The 13,066-nt window shown below is 61.7% G+C and carries 22 protein-coding genes and 1 tRNA gene; 14 read left to right on the plus strand and 9 right to left on the minus strand.

Going from position 1 to position 13,066, the window contains the following annotated elements; genetic code table 11:
- Window positions 1–306: 306 nt before the first annotated feature.
- Window positions 307–381: transfer RNA gene (locus M2427_RS14685), tRNA-Glu, on the minus strand.
- Window positions 382–608: 227 nt separating this feature from the next.
- On the opposite strand from M2427_RS14685, the gene M2427_RS14690 reads away from it, so the two are divergent.
- Together M2427_RS14690 and M2427_RS14695 are read left to right on the plus strand one after the other, a co-directional pair.
- Window positions 609–863: a PilZ domain-containing protein gene (locus M2427_RS14690; protein ID WP_128951962.1), complete on the plus strand. Its 255-nt coding sequence runs from the start codon at window positions 609–611 to the stop codon at window positions 861–863.
- Window positions 864–909: 46 nt separating this feature from the next.
- A complete protein-coding gene (locus M2427_RS14695) occupies window positions 910–1,140 on the plus strand; it encodes a hypothetical protein (RefSeq protein ID WP_280707073.1) in 231 nt (76 codons plus the stop codon).
- Between the two features lie 109 nt (window positions 1,141–1,249).
- On the opposite strand, the gene M2427_RS14700 is transcribed toward M2427_RS14695, so the two are convergent.
- The 3 genes from M2427_RS14700 to M2427_RS14710 all read right to left on the minus strand — a co-directional run bounded on the left by M2427_RS14700 (window position 1,250) and on the right by M2427_RS14710 (window position 4,002).
- Window positions 1,250–1,888, minus strand: coding sequence for a glutathione S-transferase (locus M2427_RS14700; protein ID WP_280707074.1), 639 nt, complete (start codon window positions 1,886–1,888; stop codon window positions 1,250–1,252).
- A 374-nt stretch (window positions 1,889–2,262) separates the two neighbouring features.
- Complete coding sequence (locus M2427_RS14705) at window positions 2,263–2,715, minus strand: VOC family protein (protein WP_280707075.1); 453 nt, start codon at window positions 2,713–2,715, stop codon at window positions 2,263–2,265.
- 306 nt (window positions 2,716–3,021) lie between these two features.
- Window positions 3,022–4,002, minus strand: a complete 981-nt coding sequence (locus tag M2427_RS14710; protein WP_280707168.1) for an alpha/beta hydrolase — start codon at window positions 4,000–4,002, stop codon at window positions 3,022–3,024.
- Window positions 4,003–4,121: 119 nt separating this feature from the next.
- On the opposite strand from M2427_RS14710, the gene M2427_RS14715 reads away from it, so the two are divergent.
- Complete coding sequence (locus M2427_RS14715; protein ID WP_280707076.1) at window positions 4,122–4,565, plus strand: MarR family transcriptional regulator; 444 nt, start codon at window positions 4,122–4,124, stop codon at window positions 4,563–4,565.
- Between the two features lie 102 nt (window positions 4,566–4,667).
- Window positions 4,668–5,096, plus strand: a complete 429-nt coding sequence (locus tag M2427_RS14720) for a hydrogenase (protein WP_280707078.1) — start codon at window positions 4,668–4,670, stop codon at window positions 5,094–5,096.
- A 180-nt stretch (window positions 5,097–5,276) separates the two neighbouring features.
- Here the strand turns inward: M2427_RS14720 and M2427_RS14725 are convergent, their stop codons facing one another.
- Window positions 5,277–5,516, minus strand: a complete 240-nt coding sequence (locus M2427_RS14725; RefSeq protein ID WP_280707080.1) for a hypothetical protein — start codon at window positions 5,514–5,516, stop codon at window positions 5,277–5,279.
- Window positions 5,517–5,571: 55 nt separating this feature from the next.
- On the opposite strand from M2427_RS14725, the gene M2427_RS14730 reads away from it, so the two are divergent.
- The 3 genes from M2427_RS14730 (at window position 5,572) to M2427_RS14740 (ending at window position 6,330) form a co-directional block, all read left to right on the plus strand.
- Window positions 5,572–5,835, plus strand: coding sequence for a hypothetical protein (locus tag M2427_RS14730; RefSeq protein ID WP_280707081.1), 264 nt, complete (start codon window positions 5,572–5,574; stop codon window positions 5,833–5,835).
- A 105-nt stretch (window positions 5,836–5,940) separates the two neighbouring features.
- The gene (locus M2427_RS14735; RefSeq protein ID WP_280707082.1) at window positions 5,941–6,159 is read left to right on the plus strand and encodes a hypothetical protein; all 219 of its coding nucleotides are present in this window, start codon (window positions 5,941–5,943) and stop codon (window positions 6,157–6,159) included.
- A gap of 6 nt (window positions 6,160–6,165) precedes the next feature.
- Complete coding sequence (locus M2427_RS14740) at window positions 6,166–6,330, plus strand: hypothetical protein (RefSeq protein ID WP_280707083.1); 165 nt, start codon at window positions 6,166–6,168, stop codon at window positions 6,328–6,330.
- Between the two features lie 7 nt (window positions 6,331–6,337).
- On the opposite strand, the gene M2427_RS14745 is transcribed toward M2427_RS14740, so the two are convergent.
- Window positions 6,338–6,574 carry a PilZ domain-containing protein gene (locus tag M2427_RS14745; RefSeq protein WP_280707169.1) on the minus strand — a complete coding sequence of 79 codons (237 nt, stop codon included), beginning with the start codon at window positions 6,572–6,574 and terminating at the stop codon, window positions 6,338–6,340.
- A 680-nt stretch (window positions 6,575–7,254) separates the two neighbouring features.
- Window positions 7,255–7,557 (minus strand): hypothetical protein, encoded by a 303-nt coding sequence (locus M2427_RS14750; RefSeq protein ID WP_280707085.1) that lies wholly within the window; start codon window positions 7,555–7,557, stop codon window positions 7,255–7,257.
- Between the two features lie 350 nt (window positions 7,558–7,907).
- Between M2427_RS14750 and M2427_RS14755 the strand changes: the two genes are divergently transcribed.
- On the plus strand, window positions 7,908–8,204 hold the full coding sequence (locus tag M2427_RS14755; protein ID WP_280707086.1) for an HU family DNA-binding protein: 297 nt from the start codon (window positions 7,908–7,910) through the stop codon (window positions 8,202–8,204).
- 448 nt (window positions 8,205–8,652) lie between these two features.
- Window positions 8,653–8,793 carry a hypothetical protein gene (locus M2427_RS14760; RefSeq protein ID WP_280707087.1) on the plus strand — a complete coding sequence of 47 codons (141 nt, stop codon included), beginning with the start codon at window positions 8,653–8,655 and terminating at the stop codon, window positions 8,791–8,793.
- 201 nt (window positions 8,794–8,994) lie between these two features.
- On the opposite strand, the gene M2427_RS14765 is transcribed toward M2427_RS14760, so the two are convergent.
- On the minus strand, window positions 8,995–9,300 hold the full coding sequence (locus tag M2427_RS14765; RefSeq protein WP_280707088.1) for a hypothetical protein: 306 nt from the start codon (window positions 9,298–9,300) through the stop codon (window positions 8,995–8,997).
- On the opposite strand from M2427_RS14765, the gene M2427_RS14770 reads away from it, so the two are divergent.
- Entirely contained in the window at window positions 9,299–9,649 is a 351-nt protein-coding gene (locus M2427_RS14770) for a GrlR family regulatory protein (protein WP_280707089.1), read from the plus strand. The genes M2427_RS14765 and M2427_RS14770 overlap by 2 nt on opposite strands.
- 343 nt (window positions 9,650–9,992) lie before the next feature.
- Complete coding sequence (locus M2427_RS14775) at window positions 9,993–10,265, plus strand: hypothetical protein (protein WP_280707090.1); 273 nt, start codon at window positions 9,993–9,995, stop codon at window positions 10,263–10,265.
- Between the two features lie 70 nt (window positions 10,266–10,335).
- On the opposite strand, the gene M2427_RS14780 is transcribed toward M2427_RS14775, so the two are convergent.
- Window positions 10,336–10,716, minus strand: a complete 381-nt coding sequence (locus M2427_RS14780; RefSeq protein ID WP_280707091.1) for a hypothetical protein — start codon at window positions 10,714–10,716, stop codon at window positions 10,336–10,338.
- 55 nt (window positions 10,717–10,771) lie between these two features.
- Here M2427_RS14780 and M2427_RS14785 point away from each other — a divergent pair, with 55 nt between their 5' ends.
- The 3 genes from M2427_RS14785 (at window position 10,772) to M2427_RS14795 (ending at window position 13,010) form a co-directional block, all read left to right on the plus strand.
- On the plus strand, window positions 10,772–11,533 hold the full coding sequence (locus tag M2427_RS14785; protein ID WP_280707092.1) for an NAD-dependent protein deacetylase: 762 nt from the start codon (window positions 10,772–10,774) through the stop codon (window positions 11,531–11,533).
- Between the two features lie 199 nt (window positions 11,534–11,732).
- A complete protein-coding gene (locus M2427_RS14790; protein WP_177243663.1) occupies window positions 11,733–12,365 on the plus strand; it encodes a cold-shock protein in 633 nt (210 codons plus the stop codon).
- A 159-nt stretch (window positions 12,366–12,524) separates the two neighbouring features.
- Window positions 12,525–13,010 (plus strand): DUF192 domain-containing protein, encoded by a 486-nt coding sequence (locus tag M2427_RS14795; RefSeq protein WP_280707094.1) that lies wholly within the window; start codon window positions 12,525–12,527, stop codon window positions 13,008–13,010.
- The last annotated feature ends 56 nt before the right edge of the window (window positions 13,011–13,066 follow it).

The following is a 13,066-nucleotide window of genomic DNA, read 5'->3' on the forward strand; positions in this document are numbered from 1 at the left end:
GTGGAGATCGCCGCTGTTGACGACAGAATTCCTGCGCCCCGGAGGATCGCTGCGCCCACTCCATGCTTGCTCAAGGGTCGATGCGCGGCAGCTGTCACGTGCTGAAGGCCCCGCGCTCGTCCGGTGCAGCCAAGGATATTGGCCGCCGCGCTCGTCGAGCACGTAGTTGCGCGCCCTCGCGCGCGCGGTGACATTGGAGCCGATCAGAGGTCAGAGCGCGCGCGGGGAAAGGGCATCAGCACGTTCCGAATGCTGGACATATGCTGGACATCAGTGGCGGACGGTTTGCTAAGCCATTGAAAAACATGGCGCTCCCTAGCGGAATCGAACCGCTCTCTCCACCGTGAAAGGGTGGCGTCCTAACCGATAGACGAAGGGAGCAAACGCAAGGCCACGCCGCATGTTGCGACAGGCCCGCTGGCCGGTCCGAGTCGTGCCCGGCGGCTTGCAGCGGGCGAACGTATAGTGGCGTTTGCGGCCGTGGGCAAGCCGTCCCGGCCGCTCTTTTGGGCCCGGTGGATAGCCCTGGCCCCGGAAGGATCGGGGCTGCGATTTCAACGGTTTCTTAGGGTTCCCGGGCTAGCGCTGGCGGGGGAGACTGAAAGCCGATGCCACAGCCCAAGAAGCGCGCAGCCCGCAAGCTGCTGTCGCAGCATGCCTGGATCACGCTCGACGGCGGATTCGCGGCGCGGCATTGCCTGGTCCAGGATATCTCGGCCTCGGGCGCCAGGATCACGCTGGACGAGGATGCGAGCCAGCTTCCGGGCGTGATCCGGATGGCGTTTGCGCGGGACGCGCGGACCGGGCGGAGCTGCCAGGTGGTCTGGCGCCGCGGCAAGTCGGCCGGCATCAGGTTCCTCTGACCGCCGCCGGATGGCGCCTGCCGCCGGTCCGGGCTACAAGGCGCGCATGCGCATCGCTGTCCTCGTTCTCTCTTTCGCGCTCGTCTCCGCCGCCGGGGCTGAGACCTTGCGCCTGCCGCCCACCGAGCAGCAGCCATCCGGCAAGACCCTGCCGCTGAAGGGCACCACCGCCAGGGCCAATGGCTGCGCCGCCTATGGCCGGGGTTTCACCATGGTCGAGGGGACCTGCGTGAAGATCGGCGGCGCGGCCCGCGTCGATGTCGTCGGCGGGCGCTGAACCAAAACCGCGAAAACAACCCCATGCACAGTAGAAGCCGGGCGCGGGCCGTTTGCGCGCCTACAGCGATTCAGCACACTCTCACTGCAACTTAAGCCGCCTCAGCGGCTCACGACATCGGCGGCGCCACGTGCTCTGCAAAACCGGGCCGCTTGGCGAGCTCGGCGAGCCACCGCGTCAGGTTCGGCTGCGCCGGACGGGTGATCCCCTCGACGCCGAGCCAGCGCCGCGCATAGGCGCCAACGGCGATATCGGCGAGCGTGAACGCATCGCCCTCCATGTAGGGGCGCGTGGCGAGCAGGTTGTCGGCGATGGCCCAGACCTCGGCGGCGGCATCGGCATCCTGCTGCACCTGGATCATGTCGCGCTCGGCCGGCGGCGTGCGCACGATGCCCCAGAACACCGGGCGGTCGACCGGCTGCACCATCGACAGCGTCCAGTCGAGCCAGCGATCGACGCCGGCGCGCAGCTTTGGCGCCTCCGGATATACAGGCGTGCCGCGCCCATGCGCGAGGCACAGATAGCGCATGATCGAATTGGATTCCCACAGCGCAAAGTCGCCCTCGACCAGCGTCGGCACGCGCGCATTGGGGTTCATGGCGAGATAGTCGGCGTCGCGGGTCTTGCCAAAAGCCATGCCGGCGTCGATGCGCTGATAGGGCAGCCCAAGCTCGGTCAGGCACCACAGCACTTTCTGCACGTTGACCGAATTGGCGCGGCCCCAGATCGTCAGCTGCGTGTCCGGCATGAAATCCTCCCCGCGGTGTATCATCTGCCGCGGGTGATAGCGGAATTTCGCGCGCACAGGGATGCGCCTTGCCGCGAGCCTCTCATGCAAAAAGCTCCGCTCTGGGAGCGGAGCTTTCGTTGCAAAGCAACCGGCGCGACATCAGCAAAAGGCGTTTGCGCTGGCGACATCAGCAAAACGCGTTTGCGCTGGCGACAAACGCAAACGCGTTTGCGCTGAGATCAACGGCCGAAGAACAGCCACAGCAGAATGATCACCGGGATCGGCACGCCCAGCAGCCACAACAAAATTCCGCGTCCCATCGCGTTCTCCTCCATCAGTTTTGTCGGAGGGGCAACGCCGGCCGCGGGAGCTTGTTCCTGCGGGAATTGGCCTTACCAATGGCCGGTGTTGGGCATCGACAACCACGGCTCGGCCGGCGCCTTCGGCTCGCCCTTCTGCAACAGCTCGATCGAATGCAGATCGGGCGAGCGGACGAAGGCCATGTTGCCGTCGCGCGGCGGCCGGTTGATGGTGACGCCGGCCTTCTGCAGCTTCGCGCAGGTTTCGTAGATGTCGTCGACCTCATAGGCGAGATGGCCGAAGAAGCGGTCCTCGCCATACTTCTCCTCGTCCCAGTTATAAGTGAGCTCGACCAGCGGCGCGCCGCGCGTCTTGGGCTGGTCGGAGAGCGCGTCGAGATCGTCCGAGGAGCACAGGAACACGAGCGTGAACCGCCCCTTGTCGTTCTCGATCCGCCGCACCTCCTTCAGCCCCAGCGCATCCTGGTAAAATTTCATCGCGACATCGAGATTGCGCACGCGCAGCATGGTGTGGAGATAACGCATGGTTGTTGCTCCCTTGGTGGACGGAGGGTTTTGCTTTGGGCCGGAACGGCGGGGGAGAGATAGCAGGAAACGGGGGGGAGGGGCAGGGGCGAAACGGCCGGCGAAGTTAGTTGCTACACGTCATCCTCGACGCCTGTTACTTCAATTGGCCTGTCTCACTTAAAGGGTGCGGTCCAGCACTGTCACCGTAATTACAGTGCACTCAATTGAGGTAAGTGAGAAATGAGTGCACTGTCAGCCTAATTATAACGAGGCCGGGAGCGATCGTCCCGCGTGCGCAGCAGGGGACGATCGCTTTGCGAAACCTTAGGCCCGGAAGAAGGCCAGCAGGTCCGCGTTGATGATATCGGGGTGGGTCGAAGCCATCCCATGCGGCAGACCAGGATAGGTCTTCAACGTGCCGCGTTTGACCAGCTTGATTGCCAAGTGGGCGCTATCGCCGATCGGGACGATCTGGTCGTCCTCGCCGTGCATGATCAGCACCGGCACATCGATCTTCTTCAGATCGTCGGTGAAGTCGGTTTCAGAGAAGGCCTTGATGCAATCGTAGTGCGCCTTGGCGCCGCCCATCATGCCCTGACGCCACCAATTGTCGATGAGGCCTTGGCTGACCTTGGCGCCGGACCGGTTGAATCCGTAAAACGGGCCCGATGGGACGTCCTTGAAGAACTGGGCCCGGTTTGCAACCAGCGCCGCGCGGAAACCGTCGAAGACTTCGAGCGGAAGTCCGCCGGGATTGGCGGCCGTCTTGAGCATGATGGGCGGCACGGCGCCGATGAGAACCGCTTTCGCGACGCGACCTGACTTTGCGCGCGCGACATAATGGGCCACTTCGCCGCCACCGGTGGAGTGTCCTACGTGGATGGCATTTTTCAGATCGAGTTGGTCGGTGAGAGCGATGACATCGGCGGCGTACGTATCCATCTCATTGCCGCTGTCGGTCTGTGTGGAACGACCGTGCCCGCGGCGATCGTGGGCGATGACGCGATAGCCCTTCAACAGGAAGAACATCATCTGGGCATCCCAGTCGTCAGCGCTCAGCGGCCAACCATGGTGAAAGACGATCGGTTGCGCGTCTTTGGGGCCCCAATCCTTATAGAAGATCTGGACGCCGTCCCGCGTGGTCGCGAAGCCGCTCTCGGTGCGGCTGGCGCCATGAGGACTCGCGGAGGGCTTCTTGGCGGCTTGGGCATCAGCGGTAGCGCCGAGGGACGTGGTTGCTGCGGCGGCTAAACCGATGCCTGCGGTGATCGCGCCGCGGCGGGTGGCTTGGTTCGGCTGGCTCATGGCTTTCTCCATTTGATATCGCAATAAATGATATTGCGATATATATCGGATAGGCCATCGGACTGGTGCTGTCCACAAAATTAATTGTCGCGATATCAATTATTGTGATATTTTAGAGCATGACCAGGAAAACCGCGAAGTTGCGCCCCCTAGATCGCCAAATTTGCTTCACTCTCTACGCTACCAGCATGGCTATCACCCGGGCCTACAAGCCTTTGCTCGACGATTTGGGCCTGACCTACCCGCAATACCTGGTGCTCTGCACCCTCGGCGAGGGCGGTCCGATGACGGTGGGCGCTATCGCCAGTCGGCTGGACCTCGAATCCAGCACGGTGACTCCATTGGTTAAGCGGTTAGAGGCCGCCGGACTGGTTGAGCGCCGGCGAGGCATGGAGGACGAACGCAAGGTCGCGGTGACGATGACCTCAGCCGGCCATGGTTTGCTGGAACGGTCGGGATGTCTGGGCGACCTGTTGCTGAAGCGCTCAGGCATGGACGCGACCGAACTGGAGGTTCTGAACAAGCGCGTGCAGGCTATGCGGGCGGAAATCGTAAAGGGCTAAGCGCTCGCTGCCGAATGCTCTTCACGGGTCGTCGCGCGACCTCAGCCCATCCTACGAGCTGTCACTGCAATTATCGTGTCTCACTTCAGGGGGGCAGTCCATATGGCGGATGAAAAACGAAGGCTCCTTTGGCATGGCGCGGCCTTGTTTCTGGTCGGATTGCTGACGGGGCTGGCCGAGCAGCATTTCACCAATGTGAGGATGGGTTTGGCCGCTCATCTGGAGGGCGTGATGAACGGCACGTTCCTGCTGGCGGTCGGCGCCATCTGGAACGAGGTCTGGCTATCGGCACGAACGAAGGCCGTGGCCTATTGGGCGCTGCTCGTCGGAACCTACGGCAATTGGATCGTAACGACGTCGGCCGCCGTGCTTGGGACAGCCGCGCTCTCGCCAATCACGGCAGTGGGGCATGAAGCTGCACCCTGGAAGGAGGCCATGATCACCGGCGGCTTCATGTTCATCGGCGTGGCCATCATCCTGGCTGTCGTCTTGCTGATGCTCGGGTTGCGGAGCAAGGCAAAGCCGGAGTGAGGAACTACGAACTAGGGCTAGCATCGGAGAGTGACAGTTCAGTAGCGGCCATAGCCGGCGGAAAGAAAGCCGAAACCACTGAGCGATACGATCCCTGGCCGCAACCTCGTGGAGAGATGGCATGGACCCCGGTCAGTACGTGATGGGCTTTTTGCTTTTGGCGATCTGGTACGGTTATGTCTACTGGCCGTTCGTGTTGTTGGCGGTTGTCGTGTGTTTCATCTTGGTGGTCCTGATAGGGGCGCCCAGGAAAAGCAGGACAAATTGAGCCGAATCCTCAGCCGCCGAGATCTGGTGTTTCGACCAGCTCGCCGCCTGCTCAATCGCGCTAAATGAAGCCGGGCATTCCGGCTCATCGTTCGTCGCGACCATCTGCGCGCCGCGCGGGTCCCGGGCGAGGATGTCGTCCCTGAACCCCATGGCAAAGCGGTGCGACTAAAAAGGCAAATCAAGATCCGCCCGCGACGGGATCGGCATGAAGCGCTGGCTGCGAAGGCTTGGAAGGATTGCGTGGGTTGCGGCGCTTTGCGGCACGATCGCGTGGCTTGCGCTTGTGACCATCTCTCCTCACGAGCCTGATGATGCGCATCCTGTGCGCTACGTATCCCGGCACGACGTCCGCTACGTGAGCGACGACACGAGCCTGGTCTTGCACATTCTATTTGGTGTGAATTTTTCGCTGATGTTGGTTGGGGCCGGACTCCACTTCGGAAGCAAGGACGCGGGCGATGGAAGTTAGCCAGGCGAGCCGCGTCACATCGCGGGCGGAGGGCCGGGGCTGCGGCCCAATGAACCGGGATGCTGTTCGGGGCGACGAATGCCCGGAAAACGAGGACATCTCGCCGTGAGTGGCTTCAAACGATATCTGGTCGGCTGCCTGGTCGCGATGGTCTTCTTCGCCGGCCTCGATAGCTACAAGCATCCCGGCGAGGGCATCCGCTACGGCGCTATCCTTCTGGTGTCGGCCGGCTGGCCCGTCGTCGCCGCGATGGTGGTGGGAAGCACCATTGGCGATATCGTGCATGACGCGCGCCAAGGCGAGGCAGAAGGCAAGGCAGGGTGAACAGCCATGCTTGACGCCTTGTTCGGCTTCATCTTCGAGATCGTCCTCAGTGCCGTCGGGACAGTCATCGCCAAATTGTTCGGCGTCGAAGACGCCGTCGATTTCGCGCCTGGTGTCATCGGCCTCGGATTGATCGGGATCGGCGTCGCAGCTGCCGTGTGGGGGCACTGACGGGGGATTACGCCGATTTCGCCGGCCGATCCGTGGCACCCTTGAGAAACCGGATACCGACTTGCTCACCATTGATCCACACCAGTTCGCAGCGTCGGAAGGCCGTTCCTCTCGTCGCGAGCACCAGAAAAAATTCCTTGAGCTTGGTACGATCGACCGTGTTTTCGACCAGCAATTTGGCGCCCATCTGCGAGACGTCGATCATCCGGCAGGGGCGGCTCCAGGTACCGTCGATGGCGACGATCTGGACATCAACGCCGCGCGAGAAATCGACCCGTGGTGATTTTCTGTTCTCGGTGCTGCTGCTCATGGTCTTGGTGCGGGTGTGAGTTATCCTCGCACCATCTCGCGCCGGAGTGCTGAAGATCAGGCTAATCGACTTGTCGGCCGCACGCCGGCACTGAGCACCGCTGCCGGTATTTCTCTGGCCTCAACCGGATTGGAGCACCGTCCTGATGGCAAATCTTCCGGAAGTCGATAGGTATCTTCAGCGTAAGTTTGCCGCGATTTGAATTCGATGCGGGGGCAGCGAGATGCGCTCGACGGGAGCGGTCTGAAAAATCGGTATCTGAATGCAAGCCGGCTCGTCAGCCTGTCGTCGGTTGGTCGCCCGAAGGGCCGCCGGGGGAGCGCGGGGATTGCTTTGCAATCCAGGCTTCTGCGGCACGCCTTGTATTGAAGCCTCCAACCAAACGTTCAGACGTTCCGTCGGCGTGGGTCTCCTCGATAACGAAGAGCCCTGTCACGTGAACACACACGGCGTATCGGCATGTGGGGTCAGGAAGCACGGGCCTGTCCTATGAAGGCAGCTCACCAGCTTCAACCTTATGCGCGCTTTGGTTGTGCTTCCTTGATGCAAATCATGATCGATCGGCACAGTGCCATCGAGATGACGATGACACCGTGCATTGGCGCCGTCTGCGACTACGCCGCGATCCGTTGCTCTGCGGATGCGGTCAGATATTTCAGCACTTCGGCATGCTCGAGATCAGGCACCGCGATCGCGGTGTGGCTGTAGCTCGCATGCGTGCGTGATTTGGCTAGCCCGTCCAGGATCTCTTTGCCCTTGATGACGTGGAGGCCCATGCCGTCTCCGGACGGGAAGATCGCCAGCACCACGTCGTAGGCTCTGATCACCGACTTGAGCGCCTCGGCCTTGTCTTCGGCGACATCGACAAAGACGCGGACATCGGCTGCGAGTTCGCGCAGCTCGTCAAAATTCAGCACTGTGGGGTACTCCAACGCAACAAGACTGGATGCAGAGTGGCGGCGTTGGGTTACCAGAGTCTGAACAACATCGATCGTATCGAAAGTTTCACGACGGAGGTGACACCTGATGTGGACAACTCCGCGCAGCTCGGCAGCAGGGTCAGGAAACATGACGGAACCCAACTCGAACTGCTGAACCCAAGTTGAACCCAAGTCGAACTGCTGCTTGCGTTTTCGGCCTCAATGGGCTCTAAGCCCGGCTGCTTCGTGGCCGACAGGCGCGAACAGACGCAGCGCGCGTAGTTTTACCGGTTCCGGGACAAGGCTACATCGCAGCGCGGGCACCCCATTCAGAGGACAATCCAGACATGGCGAAGATGACCAAGGCTCAATTGATCGATGCGATCGCCGAAGGCACGCAGCTTGCGAAGAACGACGTGAAGTCGGTCATCGAGTACATGGCGACGGTCGGCTACAAGGAGCTCAACGAGGCCGGTGAGTTCGTCATTCCCGGCTTTGTGAAGATGTCGGTGGTCAACAAGCCGGCGACCGAGGCCCGCATGGGCGTCAATCCCTTCACCAAGGAGCCGATGCAGTTTGCGGCAAAGCCGGCGAGCAAGTCGGTGAAGGCTTCGCCCCTGAAGGTTGCGAAGGACGCCGTCTGATCCGGTTCTCCAGAAAGGGGAAAACCCCGCCTGGGGGAAGCGGGGTTTTCGGATGGGGGTGAAGCCTGGGGGAAGCTTCACTCATTAAGACGCGCCAGCGCTGAAAAAGTTCAGCGCGGACTTCGCCAATCGGCATCAGCTCCAAAAAGAAAAACCCCGCGCTTGCGCACGGGGCTCTCTTTGCCGGCGGCGTTGGGATTTCAGCGCCTGGCCGCCAGCCCTGCATCTAACTTAAGGTTGAAAATCCAAAAAGCAACAGCGCCGCGGTGACGGAATATGTTCGTCCATCGCGGCGCTGCCAGATAACTGGGCGCTGAAATCCCCAGCTCCCATAGGTCTGTCGCGCGCAACAAAGGTTCAACGCGACATGCACAAGAAAGAACGCGCGAGGGACTGGACTTTTTGTTCTCATTTTGTTCTAGTGAGTCATCCGCTTTGGAGGTGATTCATGACCGTCGAGAAACAGCGCGAAGTGATCCGGCTCTGGAACCAGCTCAGGAAGGTGGAGGGCCCGGCCGCGGAAGAACTGCGCATCCAGATCCTCGAATGCTTTTCGGAGAAGGCGACCACTAAGCGCGCGGCTGCGTGAGTGTGTTTGGCGCGAGGCGATGGCCACCTGACGTCAGGTCGCCTTGCTTCATCGATCCTTAGGAAATGCTTCCCATCGATTTGCCTGATTCCGATTCGTTCTTCGAGAACGAAATGGAGTCGGATGCAGAACAGGCCGCGTGTGTTCGAAGTCCGGCCTGGCTTCTGTATCAAAACGAGTCGCTATCAAAACGAGTGGCTATCAAAACGAGTCGCTGCGTTCTTGGCGATGCGTCGCATCATGGTGTCGTCGTTGCCGGCGCTTCAAGCGATCTCCGGCGACATTGTCTGATCGCGCGCTCGCGGCGGTTGACCGCTCGTTTGCACGCAAACGATTTGTTAAGGCCTGTTGCGGGCTGATTTCGTCGATTCCGATTCGTTCTTCGTGAACGAAACGGAGGCGAAGCTGGAACAAATTGGGGCGGCGGACGGCAGCCTGCAGCAGATCGCCGTCTCGACGCTCCCGGCACGCCGCGCTATCGTCGTCCGTGACGGCGGGCGCATCCATGAAGAACGGGCTCTACTCCATCCACATCCACATGCTCGACGGCGTGAAGGGCCGCGACAGCGGCGTGTTGATCCTGCGCGATGGCATGCTGCTCGGCGGCGGGCCTTACTTCTGGTCACGCGGGTCCTACACGTCAGGCAACGGCACCTGGAAGGGCGAGCTCGCCACCAACCAGCATTCGCCGTTCGCCGATCCGCTGGTGAGGCCGCTGTTCGCGGGCAGCGAGGCGACCAGTGGCTTCTCCGGCACGTTCAACGAGGAGGGGGCCGAGGTCTACGGCACCGTGCTGGTCGCGGGCCATCGCAGCCTCGGCTTTCGCGCATCCCTGAAGTGGCTCGCTGACGCCTGAACGCGCCTCGCCGCCTGCTAACGAAAGCTTGCGCGAAAGCGGATAACCTCAACGTGCGCGAGGCGCGTGTCCGCAACGCACAACAGAGCGGCCGGCATTCTTGTCCGCGACATTGAAAACCCCGCCAGCACCGCGGAGATGCTGACGGGGTCTTCATGCTCTGCCTCACCCGGATGGCGGAGGCTCTCGCATCTGCAATCTCAATCCATCTTTCGCTCAATCCACCATCAGCGAAATCGTTCCCGCGGGCAGCGAGATTATTTCTGCGCGGCCCGGTTCCATCAGAGGCGAACCATTGCGCGTGGCCCGCGTTGTCCCTGCGAGATGCGAAGGAGGAGAGATCATGAAGAAGACACTCGCAGTTCTGGCGACCGTCGCAGCCGTCGGCGTGACCGCGGTTGCCGCCCCCGCGCAGGCGCGTGGTATCGGCCCGGGCCTGGCGTTTGGTCTTGCCGCCGGTGCGATCACCGCAGGCGCTATCGCTGCGTCCCATCCGTACGGTTATTACGGACCGGGCTACGGCTATTATGATGGCCCGGCCTATTATGGCCCTGGCCCCTATGCCTATTACGGTGGACCGTACTATCGACACCGCCACTACTACCGTCACTGGTAACGGCTGTGGAATCGAAAAGCCCGGAGCGATGCTCCGGGCTTTTTTCGTTGGCGAAGCTGGCGCGATGCGCTTACGGCCAGAGCGAGGGCCGTTCCACCTTGCGTGCGTTCTCGAGCGTCGCGACGAAATACTCTTCGCGCTCGCGCTTGAATCTTTCCTGCGTGGCACGGAAGGCGGCGACACGGGCGGCGATCTCGTCGCGTTCGCGAATCTTGCGTTGTTCGTCTTCGGTCATGTCAAAATCCCCACTCCACTTGAGTATGTGTGCACTCCTGAACTCAAGCACTGCCGCCGCAATCACGTTGAGTCGCGTCAACACATGCATTGGCGCTTCTGATTGGGGCGTCAATGGGGAGGCGGCATTGCAGGAATGTGATATGCGATGGCCGGAAAAAATTGCCGCGTGAATGCCGTCAATGACTTGCGCGGCGGTGGATAAGAGCGTCAACAATCTTGTCGCGTGCAGATGTTGCAGTGAGCCACGAATTTGAATCGGGAGGCGGCGCGTGATTGCATCTGATCTTCAGAGCGGCGTCGAGCAACTCGGCGAGATGATCGCGCGCGCCAAGATCATCGTGCCGTTCACCGGTGCCGGCATCTCGACCGAATGCGGCATTCCCGACTTCCGCTCGCCGGGCGGAATTTGGACCCGTAACCGCCCGATCCAGTTCGACGAGTTCGTTGCGAGCCAGTCAGCGCGCGATGAATCCTGGCGCCGCCGTTTTGCGATGGAGGAGGTCTTCGCCGCAGCCAGGCCCGGCCGCGGCCACCGTGCGCTGGCGTCGCTGCATCGCGCCGGAAAGATTCCGGCCGTGATCACCCAGAACATCGACAATCTGCACCAGGCGTCGGGCTTTGCGGCCGATCGCGTGATTGAACTTCACGGAAATACCACTTACGCGCGCTGTATCGGATGTGGGCAGGTCTACCAGCTGGACTGGGTCAAGCAGCGGTTCGACAGGGACGGCGCCGCGCCCGACTGCACCGCATGCGGTGAGCCCGTGAAGTCCGCAACGATCTCGTTCGGTCAGGCGATGCCCGAGGATGAAATGCAGCGCGCCACCGAGCTGTCGCAGGCCTGCGATCTCTTCATCGCGATCGGTTCCTCGCTCGTGGTCTGGCCGGCGGCGGGTTTTCCGATGATGGCGAAGAACGCAGGTGCACGTTTGGTGATCATCAATCGCGAGCCGACCGAGCAGGACGACATCGCCGACCTCGTCATTCACCACGACATCGGCGAAACCCTCGGCCCCTTCGTCGGTAATTGAGGCAGCAATTTGATTCGCGCCTGTGCAAGCTGTTCATAGGTTCCGGCGAATCTCTTTTTTGTCTATGCCTCGCAACCGGGAGTGTTATCTTTTGATTCGAAAGATTCGCGTCGCGTCGAAATGAGAACCTTCTCTTAAGGCGCGTGATTCGAGCGCCGCCAATGTGGCGGGTTGCATGACATGTGTGGGGTCCGGGGTTATGGGGTCGTCGGACGGATTTGAGTCCAAGAAGCTGGGAGTTCCCGCGTCGGGTGAGCACGGCGCCGGACGCGACAGTGCGCTCAGTCCCTTCACAGGGTTAGGTGAGGGCAGCGCCAACCTCGTCGAGGTTCATGGCGTCATCAAATGGTTCGACGCCTCAAAGGGCTACGGCTTCATCGTTCCCGACAATGGATGGCCTGACGTGCTCCTGCACGTTACCGTGCTTAGGCGCGACGGCTTCCAGACCGCCTACGAAGGCGCCCGCATCGTCGTCGAGTGCATTCAGCGCGCCAAGGGCTACCAGGCCTTCCGCGTCGTCTCGATGGACGAGTCGACCGCAATCCATCCCGCGCAGATGCTGCCGCCGCGCACCCACGTCACGGTGACCGCGACCAGCGGACTCGAGCGGGCCCAGGTCAAATGGTTCAACCGGCTTCGCGGCTTCGGCTTCCTGACCTGCGGCGAGGGCACGCCCGACATCTTCGTGCACATGGAGACGCTGCGCCGCTTCGGCATGACCGAGCTGCGCCCGGGCCAGTACGTGCTGGTCCGCTTCGGGCCCGGCTCCAAGGGCATGATGGCCGCCGAGATCCATCCGGAGACCGGCTCGCCGGGGCTCCAGTCGCACTAGCGGCTTCAAATTCCCGTATTCGTGAGCAGAAGCGCGCGGCCCCACGGGTCGCGCGCTTCTGGCTTTTGTCATGATCGCCGCGTAAGGATGTCGCAGTCCCGGGCCGTCAGGCCCGGTCCTCGCCGCCAGGCACTTTGAGTGTATTCCGAGAATCCTGCCATGAGCTCTGAATGTAAGGCCGTCCGGTCCATTGCCCGCGGCTGGCTTGCCGCCATCCTCGTCGTCGCTGGCTTCGCTGTCGCAAGCGTGTCCGTTCGCGCGGCCAGCGTCCAGCCGCTCGAGATCGTCACCAAGAATGGCGTTCAGGTGTTTTCGGTGGAGATGGCGACCACGGAGGACGAAAAGCAGACCGGGCTGATGTACCGCAAGGAACTGGCGGACGGCAAAGGCATGCTGTTCGACTTCAACCCCGAGCAGGAAGTCTCGATGTGGATGAAGAACACTTATGTGTCGCTCGACATGATCTTCATTCGCGCCGACGGCCGCATCCTGCGCATCGCCGAGAATACCGAACCGCTGTCGACCAAGATCATCTCGTCGAAGGGGCCCGCCCGGGCTGTCCTGGAGGTCGTGGCGGGAACAGCCCAGAAATACGGCATCCGCCCGGGTGACCGCGTTGGCCACCCCCTGTTTGGTAACAAATAGGCCTTGAAGGTGCGGTCCCGGCCGCCTTTCGGGTGGCTGAACGCGCTTGCTGGCCC

Origin of the sequence: Bradyrhizobium sp. BR13661, assembly GCF_029892425.1 — a bacterium.
Classification (GTDB): Bacteria; Pseudomonadota; Alphaproteobacteria; order Rhizobiales; family Xanthobacteraceae; genus Bradyrhizobium.